Consider the following 16,669-nt stretch of genomic DNA (forward strand, 5'->3'; position numbering starts at 1 on the left):
TCATTAGATTTTTAGATTATTAGGCATAATATTTTATCGATGTATATTATATTATTTCCCGCTCTTGCAATACCCAATTATCTTGTCTAGAAAATAAAATCAAGGTCGAATCGTTTGAATAACCGCAGTGTTCAAGTATTTCTGGGACTTGGCAGCAATACGAATAGCGTGAAAAACATTAAGTCTGCGTTAACCGAGCTGCGTAAATATTTTGGTGAGCTGAAGCAGTCGCCAGTATATAGCAGCCCGCCGATGAAAAACCCGGGCGAGAACTACCTAAATCTTGTTGTTTCGTTTTATACAGATAGACACGTCGGTGACCTATTGAAACTTCTAAAGACTATTGAAGATAGTTTAGGCCGAGAGCGAGTAAAGTCTGAGTCAAAAACGAGGGATTCTGAAGGCTTGGGAAAAAAGGAAAGTGACGGCAATAAGAGAATAACTATCGATCTGGATGTTTTGATTTATGGTGATCTGCTTGGCGAAGTTGAAGGGAAAATTTTTCCGCATAGGGATATTCTTGATTGCCCACACGTATTAAAACCATTCAGCGAATTAGCCCCTAAACTGATTCATCCCGTAGAAAATTTGACGATACCTGAGCTTTGGCAGCGTTATTCTTCAAAAAATATTTCTTGGTTAAACGAAGTCGATTTAGATTAATCTCGAATTGATTTAATAAAAATGATAATTGAATTTAGCTCGGCGCTATTGAGCTCATCTTGCCATGGCGGCATCTGTGGCGACCGATTGACGCTAACACCACCGCCCATGATAATTTTTCTTAAATAATCATCCGGTACTCGGCTTGCGGTCAAGTCAGCCGGTGGGGGGCTACGAATAACCTTTGCCATTCGCCCGTCGCCTTCGCCAACTTCACCATGACACAGCGCACAGCGATAAGAAAACAGACGGCTGCCGTTTCTTAATGATGTAGATTCTGAGTGACTAACAGTATCCAGTAACGCTAGGGCTTGATCCGTATCGTTCTGCAGTGTGACGACAAATTTTGCAACTGATTCGACTTCGGACCAAGAGAGTTCATTTCCGTAAGGCGGCATGAACGTAGACACATCTTTCAATATGCCGCCATAAATTATCGTTTCCAAAAGAGTATTATTTTTCTTCTCGTTTCCCTTGCCCCGTAAATTCGTATCGGGGTAATCAGAAATATTCAAGGGTAAAATACCATCTCCTTCCCCTCTCGCTCCGTGACATAAAATACAGTAAGAAGAAAAAACTTCTGCGCCGCGCTCCAAGGTTGGTGTTGGATTGTTGTTGTCATAAGCGAAGTTATACACGCTTAACAACAGTAGGAAACTTACGACAATAGTTTTTTCGAGTAATTTCATATCATTCTGTTACCGTAATGTCGAGAATCATCGAGGGATGTAATGCACATTCGACTTGCGCTTTACCGACCGTGTCGAATACTACGTCGCGGTGTTCGCCTTGTGGAAATGATCCTAGATCAAATAATTTTATATCTGACAGACTGAAAACATTGTGAAAAAACGGGTCGCTGTTAACAAATCGAACAGTATCTCCTTTTTTAATCTCAATCGTAGTCTTAGTGAATTTTTTATCTTTTTGAGCGACTTCGATAACTTCTGCACTTGTAGTAAACGCTAGAAAGCAAGTACTTAACAGGAGAAGTCTAGATAATACTCCCCAAATCCTATTTGTTAGATACATATCCGTCCTCCGGGTTTGAAAGTATAGGTAGTAAAAAAGGTTGTTGAGGTGAGCTGAGCGCCTTCATAAACTCTACGATGGCAAGTGTTTCTTCATCAGATAATTTTATTGATTTCATGTTCGGAGAGAGGTTTTCTTTGTGTGAATTTTCCTCTGCATAGTGCTCGACAACTTCGCTTAGCGTGCTAGCTGAACCATCATGAAAATAAGGAGCAGTCAGGCTTATATCGCGTAGGGTTGGCGTTTTAAAAGCCCCTTTCATTATGCCAATGGGTTTTACTGAGTAGCGACCAAGATCTGGATCATTTTTATAAAAAGAATCTAGACCAACGTTATGAAAACCATTGTCGGTAAAATTAGGCGCGGAATGACATACAGCACAATTTCCCTTGTCGGCACGAACAAAAAGCTCGAAGCCTTGAACCTGTTGTTTGTTAAGTGCCTTCTTATCGCCAGCAACCCAACGATCGAATGGTGAATTACGGCTCACAACAGTTCGCTCGAAACTAGCAATGGCTTTAGCCAGTGTGTCGACGCTAATTTCTTCGTTTGGGTAAGCCTTTGAAAAAGCTTTTTGATAGTCTGGCGAGGTAGTTAAGAATTCTATCGCTTGGTCTAATGCAATATTCATCTCGTTGCTATTGAGCATGGGTCCAATGGCTTGAGCTTCTAAGGAATCTAAGTGACCGTCCCACATTTGAAATGGGTTGTAAGCTGTATTGATTATAGTGGGTGTGCTTCTCGGTAATACCTTACTCTTGAAACCTTTAGCGGTTCGTAGACCATCAGACCAACCGAATAGTGGGTTGTGGCAAGTTGCACATGACATATTGCCATCACCGCTAAGGCGAGTATCGAAAAATAACATTTTGCCAAGCGCTACACGTTCGTCTGATAGTTTGTTGTTTTCAGGTGCGGGAACTTGTTTTGGCATTAGCCATACTTGTAGTGATTCGTGTCCTGCTTTATAGGTATATTCTTGTTCAGACGCTCCGGCAAATGACAGAACGCCTAAAGCACTTATAAAAAAAACGGCACAAGCTATGGAGGCTTTCATGTTCATGACTTTTTTATCCAGTTTTAAAATGATTAACGACTTCGGTAAGCGATTTAGAAGACTGCGAAAGTCCATTGGCCAATTCGTCCATGGATTGGACACTTTCGGTGGCTTGGACAGATAGCTTGTTGAGATCAACAACTAACTCGTGAATTTCTTCGACGCTTTGTTTTTGTAGTTGATTGGTTTTATTCACAACCAGCATTTTTTCTTTTGTACATACGGAGGACTCGCTCGCGGCCAGCGTTTTTTCCATTGTTGTATTAAAGTTTTGAATACCGCTTTCAATTAAATCGCTGGCTGAATTTAGTGACGAGACGACGTCTTCAACGCTGTCACGCATCTCTGTCGCCAGATCAGAAATTTCTTGAACCGCGTCTCCACTGCGAATTGCTAAAGTTCTAACTTCGTCAGCCACAACTGCAAAACCTCTTCCGTGCTCACCGGCGCGCGCCGCTTCAATAGCAGCATTGAGTGCAAGTAAGTTGGTTTGATCGGATACGGTTCGAATCGCGTGTGTAATTTCTGTAATTGAGTTTGCTGAGTTAGAGAACTTGTTAATCTGTTTGGATAGGTCTTCCATGCTTTCACGGAAATTTGCAAATTGATTGAGAGATTCTTGTATTCGTTCCCCGGCGGAGATACATTCATCGGCAGTTGCTTGAGCGCCTTCTGTGCTGGAATTCAGAAGCTGCTCCACTGAATCCGCGTGTTCTAACATCGCGTTGAGGTTTCCGTCGATGGAGGAAATACGTTTTTTTAACTGATCAGATTGTTGAGACGATTGTTGTGATGATTGACTGACTTTATCTGCAGTGCTTTCTAAGTGCAGGGCTTGTTTTTGAATTTGTCCAACAAAATGACTAGTTTCGTTAACAGCATGCTGAATTGCGGCTGATGTTTTCCCTAATTCATCGCTGCTGGTTTTTAACAAGTGGTCGTTGAGTTCGCCGGCAGCAAAACGTTGCATACTGTGGCGAATTTCATTCAGCGTCTTAAGTAATAATTGGATCAGCCAAAATGCGAGTATCCCGCTGAAAATTAACCCCAGAGCTGTCCAAAGAATAACTGATTGCGTGACTTGCTTACCGCGCAATGTATTTTCAGCAGCGAGTTTTTGTAGAGCTTCCTGCTCTAAGGTAAGAATTAATCGTGCGAGATCTAGAATATTAGTTGCTTGATTGGAAATACTTTCAACTGTTTCTAGAGCTTCGCTGTCATTGTTGCTTCTTGCAAGGCTGATTACCTTCATTTGCAAAGGGCGAATTTCACTAAGCTCTTGTTTTAAGCGGGCAACATTTTCGTCATCGACTAGCTCAGCTTCCATTAATTGAATGGCTTCATCTAGCGCAGAGGAAGTTCGGATAGTAGCGATGGCCGCACGGCGGATCGCCTGCTCGTCTGATACGGCAATGAGAGTTTCTAAGCTTCTCTGCAATTCTAAAATTGACACCAAGCTTTGCGTTGCACGTTGTTGTCGTAATTCTGACGCACTCAATTGCTCGGTCAGGTTAGCATTCTGCTTAGATATTGTTGTCGCTGTGAGCGCTACGGAGCCTATTGCAACAATCGTTGGCAATAGAATGGCGATAAGTAAACGCAAGCGCCACGAAATGCTGAAAGAGGAAATTTTTAACATCATGTTTTGATCTAATTTTTACAGTCCTATTCATCTAGCGTAGTTAAGCTCGCATGGTTGGCAAGTAAGTGAATTCTTTCTTAAGGTTTTCAGGTGCTATAAACTTGAGTTCTTATAATCAAAAAATGAAGTGAGCATCGAAGTTAAATTTAATGTGATCGCAAATGATCAATTTGTGGCTTGTTGTATTGAGAGTAAATAAAAAAAAATTAATTCGGTGTCGGCGGGAGAAAATTCCATTATCGAAGTAAATTTATTAATCGCATTACTTGCAGCGTGCATAGGCGCTTTCGTACAAACCAGTATTGGTTTTGGTATGGCAGTGGTAGCGGCGCCGATTTTGTTTTATTTGAATCCTAGCTATGTACCCGCGCCTATGATTTTGGCGACCTTGAGTAATTGCGCGATGATGGCGTGGCTATACCGTTCGCATTTGTCGCTACGGGGTTTGTGGCCAGCGATTATTTGGCGGGTTCCAGGCAGTATTGTAGGTGCTGCTTTATTGCTAGTTGTTTCGACCAAATTACTGGCAATATTTATCAGCTTGGTCATCTTGCTGGCGCTTGCCAGTACTTATCTTCGAACGCCCTTTCTGGTCAATCGGCGCAACCTGGGCATTGCGGGCTTTCTTTCTGGTGTGATGGGTACCTCTACGTCAATCGGAGGTCCGCCCATGGCAATTTTGATGCAGAGCCAAGCGGCGAATTCCATCCGTAGCCATCTCGCCGCATTTTTCATATTTTCCTGCTTAATTTCCCTGATTATCTATTTGCCCATGGGTTATTTGGGCTGGCAGGAGATAAGGCTGGCTATACCTTTGCTACTGGGTTCCGTATTCGGAACATGGTTGGGTTACCGCTTTAGTAGCCATATAAAAGAGAGACCCATGCGTATCGGCACTCTGTGTCTTTGTGTTTTCGCGATAGTCGCCATGCTGGTGCGGCAATTTCGTTAGGGTAAAAAGGTGTTAGAAGGAGCCATTGGTACGCCCATCTCGGAAAATCGACGGTTTTGCTTCGAAACACGCTCTGACACAGAAAAATAATACAAAAGCATTAGAATATGTTTGTATAGTTTTGCTCCTTTTTATTCTCAAAAAAGTAGTTTTTAATAGCTTTTTCCTCTAGATCTACGAAACCCTTTCAATTTTCATTTTAAAAACAGCGGTTTTGGCCAAAAAAAGCACAATTTTAGGAAAATGCCCCTTATTTTAATGACTTCTGGTTATTTCCAGGTCACTGCTTAGTCTTGGCAAGTAAAATAAAAACCGTATTATGTGACGCAAGTCCGGTTGCTAAGGAAGACTGATTCACGAAACCTCTGATTGATTTGTAGTCAGAAACCTGAATTCAGCCAGTGCCAACAGCCAGCAATCAAAAAATATTGAGCTAGACAAGTATTGTGTGAGGGAAGACGATGAAAAAGAATTTATTACCGAACATGCGTAAAGTAAAAATGACTGATCGCCAAGGCGAAGAATTCGCGATGTGGATTGAAGTGCGAAAGTCAGATGAACAGATTTATGTGTTTTTGAGTGATACTCATCAGCTCGGTACTTCTAAATTGGCACAAGACGCCGTTTATTACTTCGCTAAGATTTCAAAGCGCTTGAATTTAGAAGACAAAAATTCTGTATTCTTTCGCCATATTTACCAAGAACAAATGGGCAGTTTATTTGGGCAGTTTAATGTTGATTGGGAAAATCAAGCGGGGCCGAGCTACAAGTTTCAAATGTTGACGAACATAGACGACCTACAAAGTGTTTCAAAAATTCTTGATGCTACCGAAAGCGTTAACTTGCAAGACCAAGTTACTGCGCGAGAAGTGGCGTAAGCTAAAGTATTCCTCTCTAGTCCTAAAAGCGCTAGAACCTTTATATGCTGGATTTCGAAAGATGTCCGGCATTTTTTTTGCCAAAACCAAAACCAAAACCAAAACGCGTACAGTTAATTGCGTGCCGGCCGTCCTCGCCATCCGATAAATCCGACGATAACTAAACAAAGAAAAACAATAGGCTCGCTGCCAAAGCGCATAAAAGGCGTCATGCCTTGTCGCAATTCAATTTCGCCACTGAGTGTTTGCATGACGAACTGTTCAGTTTTCTTGAGGATATTACCTTTGTCGTCAACAAGGGCGCTTACACCGTTGTTGGTACTACGAATTAAGTAACGTCGAGTTTCTAAAGCGCGCATCTGTGCAATTTCCATATGCTGAAGAGGCCCAATTGAAGAACCAAACCAGGCATCGTTGCTTATGGTTATTAAAGCATGAGCATCTCGCGCACCCCGAGCGACTAAATCGGGATAAACAATTTCATAACAAATAGAGGGCGCGAGCATAGCGTCTTTAATTTGAATACCTCTTTGTTCAGATGAACCCTTGGTAATCGATTCCGGCATATTAAATAAATCGAAAATTTTCCCCGTCCATTTTTCTAATGGACGATATTCACCAAAGGGAACTAAGCGTTGTTTATAGTAACTACCGCTCCCAGCGCCAAGGCCGATAATGCTGTTAAACACAACTAATTCGTTAGCAGCTTGTGACAATATGGGTGAGTCATAAAGAATCCCGGTAATCAAACCAGCATTATTTTTTGCGGCCTCAACTTGCAAAGACTCAATGACTGGTTTTGCGGCAGGGTCGTTGTAAAGCATGGGGATCGCCGCTTCTGGCCAAATAATCCAATCGTGTCCCCAGAGTTGCTGGGTCATACCGTAATAACGCGACAAGGTTTCTTGCCGAAAGCTGAGCGCCCATTTTTTTTCTTGAGGAATATTTCCCTGAGCTAAACCAACGCTGACCGGTTCTCGATAGGTTTTTGTCCATTGCACTGTTTGCAATACAAAACCAATAGCCCAAAGACTGGCAATTAAAAGTGCTGCGAAGGAAAAAAGTTTATAGTTTTGTCTAACTTGCCAGTAATAAACCAACAATGCAGCCGATAAGACCGTAGCAAAACTTAAACCTAAAACGCCAGTGATAGGCGCCCAACCAGAAAGTGGCGTTTGTAAATGACCGTAACCTAAAAACAACCAAGGGAAGCCAGTAAAAAGCCAAGTGCGAATCCATTCACTCAATACCCACAGTGCTGGGATACCTAGTAATAAACCGAGATGATGTTGCCTTAAAAAAAGTCCGTAAATAGAAAAGGGCAGCGCGAACGCTGTCGTTACTAGCCATATAAAAAGAAAAGTCGCGACAACTGCGAGCAAGCCGCCAAGATTACCGTAGACATTAATACTGACGAATACCCACGAAATACCGAAACCAAACATGCCGAAGCCAAACATGCTGGCTAGGAAAAAACAGCGTTTGGCATTTTGGTTTTGAATAAGCGCACACAAAACCGCGATACCTAAAATTGCAGCGGGCCAAATATTGTAGGGGGCGAATGAAAGTGGAACTAAGGCGCCAGCCGCTAGCGAAACTAAATAACCCAGCGGGGACTGAGTTATTCTAGATAAGTGTATTTGTTTCTGGCTGGCGGCGCTCGACACTGGCTGTGAATTTCCTGAGCAGGTTATTTTTATTCTTTATCGATTGTTTAATTTCTTGGAGTTGATATAGAAATTTATTCGACTTTAATGACACGCAGCAAATGAATTTGTCGATTGTCAGAATATAAAACGCGAAACTGAAAGCCGTCAATCTCCGTGGTTTCGTTCCTTAGCGGTAAATGCCCAAAAGCTTTGGTGACAATGCCACCGACGGTGTCAAATTCTTCATCGCTAAAACCCGACGTAAAATATTCATTAAACTCTTCTATCGGCGTCAGCGCCTTAACGACAAATTCATTGTCCGATACTGTACGAATGAAAGCGTCATGATTGTCTTCGTCGGTTTCATCTTCGATCTCGCCAACTATTTCTTCGAGAATATCTTCAATCGTAACTAAGCCAGAAATTCCACCGTACTCATCTATAACCATTGCCATGTGGTATCTGTTTTCGCGGAACTCGCGTAATAAAATATTGAGGCGTTTACTTTCGGGGATGATATTCGCGGGGCGAATAATGTTAGCTAAGACAAAATTGTCGGTTCCGTTGACTAGTAAACTAATTAAATCTTTGGCAAGCAAAATCCCTTTTACGTCATCAATAGAATCTCCAATCACGGGGAAGCGTGAATGCCCAGATTCAATAACGATAGGTAAGAAATCTTTTGGTTCTTGTTCGATCTTAATGACTACCATCTGCGATCGAGGGATTAAAATTTCCCGCACTTGTTGATCCGCTACATCAAGAGCACCTTCAATGATGGATAAAGCTTCTTGATCAAGTAACTGATTGGCGGCAGCTTCTTTAATAATTTCAAGTAATTCATCTCGGGATTTTGGTTCCGCTGAAAAGCCGTCCAAAATCTTTGTTAACCATGATTTTTCGTGTCGATTACCGTTGGTAGAGTTGCTACTTTCGGAGTCTTCGCTGCCCATTTTTCTGTTCTCGCTTTTTGTGTTCAAAGTTTTTGTTGATCTCTAGTTTTGTCTAGTAAGGTAAGTTGGAGGCCAGTTGTTCTTGGCTGGTGTAGGGGTTGCCGTAGCCAAGCTCTGATAAAATTTTAATTTCAATTGCTTCCATGATTTCTGCTTCATCGTCGTTAATATGATCATAGCCAAGTAAATGTAAGCTGCCATGAATAATCATATGCGCCCAATGTTGTCCAAGGGTTTTATTTTGTTCTGCAGATTCTCTTTTTATAACCGGATGGCAAGCGACGATATCACCTAGATGGTGAAAGGGAATGTCATCATTTTTTTCGATAGGGAATGATAAGACGTTGGTGGCGTAATCTTTCTGGCGATACTGGGAGTTAAGTCGCTGACCTTCTTCTTGATCGACAATTCTTACACTGACTTCGATATCACCAGAGATTGCTAAGTGTTGAATAACTTGACTGACCCAATGAGTAACCGTTGCCGGGTCGGGTGCGTCGTCGTCTTCACTCGCTATTTGTGTGTCAACTACGATATTCATTTGTTTTTTTGCGAAGAATCGTCTTCGAATTTCTCGTAAGCTTCGACGATACGTTGTACCAATGGATGGCGAACGACATCTTTAGCGGTGAAGTGAGTGAATGAGATACCGTCGACATTTTTCAGTACGGTTGCGACATGGTTAAGTCCTGATGCATGGTCACGAGGTAAATCGATCTGCGTTGGATCTCCGTTCACGACAGCGGTACTACCGAAGCCGATACGGGTTAAAAACATTTTCATTTGCTCGCGCGTCGTGTTCTGACTTTCGTCAAGAATGACAAAAGAATTATTTAAGGTGCGGCCACGCATGTAGGCGAGCGGCGCTACTTCGATAACATTACGTTCAATTAATTTTTCTACAGTTTCGAAGCCGAGCATTTCATAAAGCGCATCATATAGTGGACGCAAATAAGGATCGACTTTTTGTGCAAGGTCACCGGGCAAAAAGCCTAATTTTTCCCCGGCTTCTACCGCTGGGCGAACTAATAAAATTCTTTCTACACGATTGTTTAATAGGGACTCAACCGCGCATGCGACTGCGAGATAGGTTTTCCCTGTTCCCGCGGGTCCAATGCCAAAATTAATGTCGTTGGTTTGAATGGCTCTTACATAATACTGTTGGTTTCGCCCGCGGGCTTTTACCGAACATTTTTTTGTGCGAATGAGCGTCAGGTCTTCTACATTATCTGCGCTCGCACTACTTTCTTGCGCATTGCCCGAGTCCGCTTTTTTCTGTTCGCTTTCCATTAATACTTCCATCCCAGATTGCTGTAAAACCAAATGAATTTTGTCTGGTGTTAATTCCGAATCGCTCTCAGTCTCGCGATATAAATATTCAAGCACGCCGACGCCAGCACGCTTATCGTCTTCCGTGCCGTCAATGACGAAGGCGTTGCCACGATTGCGTATCTCGATGTTTAGGCGTTTTTCGATTTGTCGCAGATGCTGGTTATATTGCCCGCAGAGATTAGCTAATCGGCGAGCGCTATTAGGTTCGAGGAAAATCCTGAAGGAATCAGTCTGAATTTGCGTGGAATCTTGACGTATCGGGTTGCTGTCCAAGTGTTTAAAAAATACCTTTTGAGTCGAAAACTTGTGCTAAGCCTACTCCAATACCAAGAATCTTGGAACCCTGGAGTATGTGAAATTGGTACTAAAACCTACATCTTTTATAGCTAAACGCTGAGTTCATACTAGGGGAGTTTTGTGACATGTGAGTATTCAGGCGTCGACAAGTCTAGAAGTGATCATCGCGTACGAAAAAAATAGGGCCGAGGTGGAGGCTTTCACTTAACAAGCCAATGTGGGCGCATCATGATCCAAGACCTTACTGGCCAAAAGTTACCGGCCAAATTGTTACTGAATCAGGGTGCCGCGCAAGCTATTGGGGAGAGCCTCTTCAATAAGGATGTTGACGAAGGTGCCGATCAATTTAATGTCGTCACATTGGAAATTCACTACCCGGTTATTCTCGGTTCTACCGGACAGTTGGTCTGGCTGTTTTTTGGATACGCCTGTCACTAGGACAGAGAATGTTTTCCCGACCATGCCGCGGCTGATCATCATCGCCTGTTGATTGATACGGGTTTGTAGAATTTGCAGGCGCTGCTTTTTTACATCCATAGGGGTTGTGTCGGGCAAGTCCGCCGCTGGCGTACCTGGTCTTGGACTGTAAATAAAGCTAAAGGAGATATCGAAACCGATGTCTTCAATCAGTTTCATGGTTGCCGCAAAATCGGCATCAGACTCACCGGGGAAGCCGATAATAAAGTCGCTAGAAAAACAGATGTTGGGACGTATTTCTTTTAGTCGTCTTAACTTCGATTTGTATTCAAGAACGGTGTGGCCTCTCTTCATCGCTGACAGTATGCGATCAGAACCGCTCTGTACTGGCAGGTGTAAGTGACTTACGAGTTCCGGTACTTTGCCATAGACCTCGATCAAGCTATCCGTAAACTCTACCGGGTGAGAGGTGGTGAAGCGTATTCGGTCAATGCCTTCGATGTCTGCTACCAGGGTGATCAGATCCGCCATATCAACTAAGTTTGCGTTGGCATCTTCGGCGCGATAAGCATTGACGTTTTGGCCGAGTAAGTTGACCTCTCTAACGCCCTGACTGGCAAGGTGGGCGATTTCTTTCAATACGTCTTCCGGTGGACGGCTAACTTCTTCACCGCGAGTATAGGGGACGACGCAGAAAGTACAGTATTTTGAGCAACCTTCCATAATCGACACAAAGGCACTGACTCCGTCGCTTTCTGGTTGTGGCAGGCGATCAAATTTCTCGATTTCTGGGAAGCTGATATCGACAACCACAGCGCCGTTTTGCTTGGGGGTTTCGAGCATTTCTGGCAAGCGATGCAGAGTTTGTGGGCCGAAGATTAAGTCAACATAGGGCGCTCGCACGGCAATTGCCTCGCCTTCTTGGGAAGCGACACAGCCACCTACACCAATGACCAAGTCCGGGTTTTTGTCTTTTAGTTTTTTCCAGCGACCGAGTTGGTGGAAGAGTTTTTCCTGGGCTTTTTCTCGGATTGAACAGGTATTTACGAGTAATACGTCAGCATCTTCTGGGCTATCGGTGGCGATCATTTGGTGGGATTCGCCCAATAGGTCACGCATTCTCGATGAATCATATTCATTCATCTGACAGCCGTGAGTTTTGATGTAGAGCTTTTTGACGGCTTTAGGAGCGGTCATTGGTCGTGTACCTGTCTGTCATAAAAGGGGAAAGTAAATATCTCGTAAAGAGAGTAAAGCCACGGGAAGAGTAGGGGCTTGAGCGCCTTTTTGCCTACCGTATCGTGGGGCGGGATTATAGCGATCAGGCTTCATAATTCCTATCGATCTCGGCCTTAATCCTTGGGCTTACAGAAAATGATCTAAAGCCCCGAACGCTTGTTTTTCGTGGTTTTGTCCCCACCTATGCTATTCTCGTCGACAGATTTAGGGGCGATTTGAGAACGTTTTGGTCCCCACTTCCCTTAGATGGCCAAGCCATGAACGAAGTGACATCAACACATCATTAGGAAATTCAGAGTACGATTTATGTCAGATCCAATTTATAAGGTTATCTTCTACAACCAAGGGCAGGTCTATGAGGTCTATGCACGAGCCATTTATCAAAGTGAGATGTATGGATTTATCGAAGTAGAGGAATTTGTTTTCGGCGAGCGCTCAAAAATGATCGTCGATCCCGGTGAAGAAAAGCTTAAAAGTGAATTCAGCAAGGTCAATCGCTCTTATATACCGATGCACTCTGTTATCCGGATTGATGAAGTAGCGAAAGAAGGCCCAGGTAAGATTTCTGAGATTTCCGCTAGCGATAAGATTGCGCATTTTCCGCTTTCTAAAGGTCTTGCGCCGAAACCGACTAGCGATTCGTAATTAATTACCGATATAAAGAAAACTCCCGCATTAAAAAATCAGCAAGTATTTCGGTGCCTGCTGATTTTAAAATTTTCATTACTAGAAATAAACTTTTCGAGAAGTAAGCCTCCCGTATGAAACTCCATTTCGAAATTTTGGGTCAAGGTGAGCCGCTTATCGTCATGCATGGCATGTTCGGCTCTCTAGAAAATTTAGGCGCGGTATGTAGAATCCTGGCGGATCACTATTGTCTTTATCGTGTTGATTTACGCAATCATGGCCGTTCACCTCACGCGAGCACGATGACCTTTGCTGAAATGGCCGATGACATTGTCGAATTAATGGATTCGCAAAATCTAGCCAAGGCAAATATTTTAGGTCACAGCTTGGGTGGCAAAGTAGCAATGGAGTTGGCTTGGTCTCATCCGGAACGCGTGAACAAAATAATTGTTGCTGATATCGCACCGGTAAGCTACCCACAACACCACAATGCCATTCTCGATGCATTTGCGAAGATTTCTTTAGCTGAAGTGAAATCGAGAAAAGATGCAGATACTTTGCTGTCTGAATATGTCGAAGAACTGGGAGTGCGGCAGTTTATCCTCAAGAATTTGGCCAGAGATGAAAATCAAAATTATTACTGGCGACTCAACGTTCCAGCAATTATTGAAAATTACGATAGTCTGCGATTGGCCATTGGTGAGTCAGATGGCGGAGAAAGAACCGTAAGTTGTTCAGTGCCGACATTATTTATCCGTGGTGAAAAATCAAATTACATTCAAGAACGAAATTATCAAGAGATACATACCAAATTTTCAAATGCAAAAATAGATACTATTTTAGGTGCCTCTCACTGGTTGCATGCGGAGGAGCCGGAGCAGTTTTCTAATTTAGTCATCGAGTTTTTACAATCATAAATTTGACGCCGATTAATTTTAGTAATAGAAAAGATTAACTAATTAAACTGGGAAGCAATAACGATGGCTAATGATGTACTTTTTAAACCTTTTGAATCTTCGAAACTACAACTGAAAAATCGAATTGTAATGGCGCCGATGACGCGGGGATTTTCTCCCAACGGGGTTCCCGGAGATAATGTCGTAGAATATTATCGACGTCGCGCAGCGGGCGGAGTGGGTTTAATTATTTCTGAAGGCACGACGATTAATCATCCTTCTGCGACTGATAACACCAACTACCCAAAATACTGGGGTGAAGAAAGTTTAGCGGGTTGGAAAAAAGTCATTGACGCGGTGCATAAAGAAGGCGGAAAAATGGTCCCGCAAATTTGGCATCTGGGTTCTATGCGTAAGCCGGGAACAGGGCACGAACCTGATGCGGTCACCGCATCTCCATCTGGCTTGGTGGCAAGAGGTAAGAAGAAATTACCGGCACTGAGTGTTGAAGAAATTGAGAAACTTATACTTGCCTATGCAGAAGCTGCACTTTCTGCAAAAGAATTAGGTTTTGATGGTGTTGAAATTCATGGTGCCCACGGTTATTTAGTTGATACCTTTTTTTGGGACGGTACTAATGAACGAGATGATAAATACGGCGGCAGTATCGAAAAGAGAACACAATTTGGCGTGGAGATTGTCAAGAAGATCCGTGAATTATGCGGCGAAGACTTCCCCATCATTTTGCGGTATTCCCAGTGGACGCAAACCGACTTCGAGGCGAAATTAGCGGAAACACCTGAAGAGCTAGAACGCTTTTTGAAACCACTGAGTGATGCCGGCGTTGATATTTTTCATTGCAGTACGCGACGATTTTGGGAACCAGAGTTTGAAGGTTCGACGTTGAATCTTGCCGGCTGGACAAAAAAAATCACTGGCAAGCCTTGCATTAGTGTTGGTAGTGTTGGGTTAAACCAAGAGTTTATTGCGACGTATTCTGGCGGCGAAGCGGAAGTTGCGAGTCTAGATAATTTGATTGAGCGGATGGAAGCGGAGGAGTTTGATTTAATCGCAGTAGGTCGTGCATTAATAGCAAACCCAGATTGGCCCGCCGTAGTACAAGCAGGAGATATGACCAAGCTCAAATCTTTTGATAAAGAACAATTAGGTGAATTGGTTTAATACATAAGAGTTAAACAAGCTAATAAAAAGCCCGGTAAGCGTTTTCGCTATCGGGCTTTTTTTGTGCGCGTTGTTTATATGTGCAAGGCGGCGTTTGCAGAGGTTGGTAGATGATTTATAAGGTGCTAATTTTTCGTTGTACCGACGCGAGTTTTACACAGCAAATAAATACCGCCATTGCTTTTTCAAGTTCCGCAACCGAAGGAACTGTCGGCGCTATGCGGATATTGCGATCTTCAGGGTCTTTACCGTAGGGGAATGTTGCTCCTGCTGGTGTCAATTTCACACCGGCTTCTGCAGATAACTTCACCACGTCTTTTGCACAATTGGGTGCGGTATCAAATGCGATAAAATATCCGCCTTTAGGTTTTTGCCACTGACCGAGATCGCTCTCTGCAAACGCTTCGTGAAGTTGTGACAACACGGTATCAAAACGCGGTTTAATGATTGCGGCATGAGCGATCATGAGTTGGCTAATTGCTTCACGATCGGGCAGTAATAAGCAGTGTCGCAATTGATTTTCTTTGTCCGGGCCGATCGTGATAATTGCCAGTACACTTTTGATGGCGGCGAGATTATTTGCTGAGCTTGCTAAAAATGACAAACCAGAGCCCGCGTGTGTGATTTTTGAAGTCGAGGCGAATTGAATGACAGAGTCCTCGGTGCCATAGCGCTGACAAAAACTTTCTATATTTGCCAGCGTCGTAGCGCTTGAAGATTCGAGATCATGAACGGAATAAGCGTTATCCCAAAATACTTTGAAGCCGTCTCCTGCTATCAATCCAAGTTTGGCAATCCTATCGACGGTTTCATCGCTGTATATTACCCCCGTTGGGTTGGAATACTTCGGTACGCACCAAAGGCCTTTAATTGATGGATCTTGTTTAACTAGCCTTTCTACTGCATCCATATCGGGACCGCTATCTGTCATCGCAACAGAAATCATTTCGATGCCTAATTTCTCACAGATTGAAAAATGCCTATCGTAACCCGGTACAGGGCACAAAAACTTCACTGTGCCTTGCTTGCTCCAAGCGGTGCTCGAATCACCGTAGCCAAACTGGTGGCCAATAAGTACGGCGTAAAACATTAGAGTCAAACTGCTGTTGCCACCAACGAGCACCTTGCTTGCTTCGGTGCCGAGAAGTAGCGCACCCAGGGTTTTAGCTTCTGGCAGGCCATCAAGTCCACCATAATTTCGACAATCAGTGCCATCGGCACTAATATATTTACCCGCGAGGATACCGTCCAATTTATCAGACAGTGACAATTGTTCAGAGCAGGGTTTACCCCGCGTGAGGTCTAAGTTGAGACCTTGGCCTTTTAGGTTTTGATATTCTTTAAGTAATTCGCTTTCCCACGCTTGGCATTGCGCCAAATCAGCTTGCTCTAGATACACGTATTTACCTCAGACACTATTTAAATTGAATGATTTGTAACAGAAGATTCACGAGAAGATGTTGGTGACGTTACAATTGTGTGATTATACGCAGAAGATAATATTCAAGAAACTACTCCACAGGGTTATTTATTTAATCTTTTAAATATTTTTCAAGAAGATGAGAGCTATGGATTTAAAAGTATTGGCAACAGTTTTCGCCGCGATTTTTATCGCAGAGCTAGGTGATAAAACTCAAATCGCAACAATGTTGTTTGCGAGTGATTCCAACACCAGTAAGTGGACAATATTCATTGGCGCCTCCTTAGCGTTAATGGCGACGACGGCACTGGGAATTATGGCTGGAGGTGTCTTAGCGCATTACATAAACCCCAAAGTGTTAACAGGTATAGCCGGTGTTGGTTTTATTTTTATCGGCATTTGGACTTTGTATCAGCTATAAAAAATGTAAAAA

17 protein-coding genes are annotated in these 16,669 nt (G+C 43.2%); 7 read left to right on the forward strand and 10 right to left on the reverse strand.

Annotated elements, in window-relative coordinates:
• Window positions 1-114: 114 nt before the first annotated feature.
• A complete protein-coding gene (locus ACYUCY_RS02180; RefSeq protein ID WP_460224803.1) occupies window positions 115-663 on the forward strand; it encodes a 2-amino-4-hydroxy-6-hydroxymethyldihydropteridine diphosphokinase in 549 nt (182 codons plus the stop codon).
• On the opposite strand, the gene ACYUCY_RS02185 is transcribed toward ACYUCY_RS02180, so the two are convergent.
• The 4 genes from ACYUCY_RS02185 to ACYUCY_RS02200 are packed head-to-tail and all read right to left on the reverse strand — an operon-like array spanning window position 660 to window position 4,394.
• Window positions 660-1,352: a c-type cytochrome gene (locus ACYUCY_RS02185; RefSeq protein WP_460224804.1), complete on the reverse strand. Its 693-nt coding sequence runs from the start codon at window positions 1,350-1,352 to the stop codon at window positions 660-662. The genes ACYUCY_RS02180 and ACYUCY_RS02185 overlap by 4 nt on opposite strands.
• Before the next feature lies 1 nt (window position 1,353).
• Window positions 1,354-1,695 (reverse strand): plastocyanin/azurin family copper-binding protein, encoded by a 342-nt coding sequence (locus tag ACYUCY_RS02190; RefSeq protein WP_460224805.1) that lies wholly within the window; start codon window positions 1,693-1,695, stop codon window positions 1,354-1,356.
• Window positions 1,679-2,758 (reverse strand): cytochrome-c peroxidase, encoded by a 1,080-nt coding sequence (locus ACYUCY_RS02195; protein WP_460224806.1) that lies wholly within the window; start codon window positions 2,756-2,758, stop codon window positions 1,679-1,681. Before ACYUCY_RS02195 ends, ACYUCY_RS02190 begins: the two co-directional genes overlap by 17 nt.
• Window positions 2,759-2,765: 7 nt before the next feature.
• A complete protein-coding gene (locus ACYUCY_RS02200; protein WP_460224807.1) occupies window positions 2,766-4,394 on the reverse strand; it encodes a methyl-accepting chemotaxis protein in 1,629 nt (542 codons plus the stop codon).
• A gap of 214 nt (window positions 4,395-4,608) precedes the next feature.
• Between ACYUCY_RS02200 and ACYUCY_RS02205 the strand changes: the two genes are divergently transcribed.
• Together ACYUCY_RS02205 and ACYUCY_RS02210 are read left to right on the forward strand one after the other, a co-directional pair.
• The gene (locus ACYUCY_RS02205) at window positions 4,609-5,346 is read left to right on the forward strand and encodes a sulfite exporter TauE/SafE family protein (protein ID WP_460224808.1); all 738 of its coding nucleotides are present in this window, start codon (window positions 4,609-4,611) and stop codon (window positions 5,344-5,346) included.
• Window positions 5,347-5,807: 461 nt separating this feature from the next.
• Window positions 5,808-6,224, forward strand: coding sequence for a hypothetical protein (locus tag ACYUCY_RS02210; RefSeq protein WP_460224809.1), 417 nt, complete (start codon window positions 5,808-5,810; stop codon window positions 6,222-6,224).
• Window positions 6,225-6,337: 113 nt separating this feature from the next.
• On the opposite strand, the gene lnt is transcribed toward ACYUCY_RS02210, so the two are convergent.
• The 5 genes from lnt to miaB form a co-directional block, all read right to left on the reverse strand.
• Complete coding sequence (gene lnt, locus ACYUCY_RS02215; RefSeq protein WP_460224810.1) at window positions 6,338-7,891, reverse strand: apolipoprotein N-acyltransferase; 1,554 nt, start codon at window positions 7,889-7,891, stop codon at window positions 6,338-6,340.
• A gap of 74 nt (window positions 7,892-7,965) precedes the next feature.
• Window positions 7,966-8,826, reverse strand: coding sequence for an HlyC/CorC family transporter (locus tag ACYUCY_RS02220; RefSeq protein WP_460224811.1), 861 nt, complete (start codon window positions 8,824-8,826; stop codon window positions 7,966-7,968).
• A gap of 52 nt (window positions 8,827-8,878) precedes the next feature.
• Window positions 8,879-9,367, reverse strand: coding sequence for an rRNA maturation RNase YbeY (gene ybeY / locus ACYUCY_RS02225; RefSeq protein WP_460224812.1), 489 nt, complete (start codon window positions 9,365-9,367; stop codon window positions 8,879-8,881).
• Window positions 9,364-10,416 carry a PhoH family protein gene (locus ACYUCY_RS02230; RefSeq protein ID WP_460225103.1) on the reverse strand — a complete coding sequence of 351 codons (1,053 nt, stop codon included), beginning with the start codon at window positions 10,414-10,416 and terminating at the stop codon, window positions 9,364-9,366. Before ACYUCY_RS02230 ends, ybeY begins: the two co-directional genes overlap by 4 nt.
• A gap of 309 nt (window positions 10,417-10,725) precedes the next feature.
• Window positions 10,726-12,069, reverse strand: coding sequence for a tRNA (N6-isopentenyl adenosine(37)-C2)-methylthiotransferase MiaB (gene miaB, locus ACYUCY_RS02235; RefSeq protein WP_460224813.1), 1,344 nt, complete (start codon window positions 12,067-12,069; stop codon window positions 10,726-10,728).
• A 348-nt stretch (window positions 12,070-12,417) separates the two neighbouring features.
• Between miaB and ACYUCY_RS02240 the strand changes: the two genes are divergently transcribed.
• From ACYUCY_RS02240 to ACYUCY_RS02250, 3 genes are all read left to right on the forward strand, one after another.
• The gene (locus tag ACYUCY_RS02240) at window positions 12,418-12,756 is read left to right on the forward strand and encodes a DUF1820 family protein (protein WP_460224814.1); all 339 of its coding nucleotides are present in this window, start codon (window positions 12,418-12,420) and stop codon (window positions 12,754-12,756) included.
• A 116-nt stretch (window positions 12,757-12,872) separates the two neighbouring features.
• Window positions 12,873-13,655: an alpha/beta fold hydrolase gene (locus tag ACYUCY_RS02245; protein ID WP_460224815.1), complete on the forward strand. Its 783-nt coding sequence runs from the start codon at window positions 12,873-12,875 to the stop codon at window positions 13,653-13,655.
• Between the two features lie 63 nt (window positions 13,656-13,718).
• Window positions 13,719-14,816, forward strand: a complete 1,098-nt coding sequence (locus ACYUCY_RS02250) for an NADH:flavin oxidoreductase (protein ID WP_460224816.1) — start codon at window positions 13,719-13,721, stop codon at window positions 14,814-14,816.
• Window positions 14,817-14,931: 115 nt separating this feature from the next.
• On the opposite strand, the gene ACYUCY_RS02255 is transcribed toward ACYUCY_RS02250, so the two are convergent.
• Window positions 14,932-16,215: an aminotransferase class I/II-fold pyridoxal phosphate-dependent enzyme gene (locus tag ACYUCY_RS02255; protein ID WP_460224817.1), complete on the reverse strand. Its 1,284-nt coding sequence runs from the start codon at window positions 16,213-16,215 to the stop codon at window positions 14,932-14,934.
• A 169-nt stretch (window positions 16,216-16,384) separates the two neighbouring features.
• On the opposite strand from ACYUCY_RS02255, the gene ACYUCY_RS02260 reads away from it, so the two are divergent.
• On the forward strand, window positions 16,385-16,657 hold the full coding sequence (locus ACYUCY_RS02260) for a TMEM165/GDT1 family protein (protein WP_460224818.1): 273 nt from the start codon (window positions 16,385-16,387) through the stop codon (window positions 16,655-16,657).
• Window positions 16,658-16,669 lie beyond the last annotated feature (12 nt).

This window comes from Aurantivibrio infirmus (genome assembly GCF_054767315.1).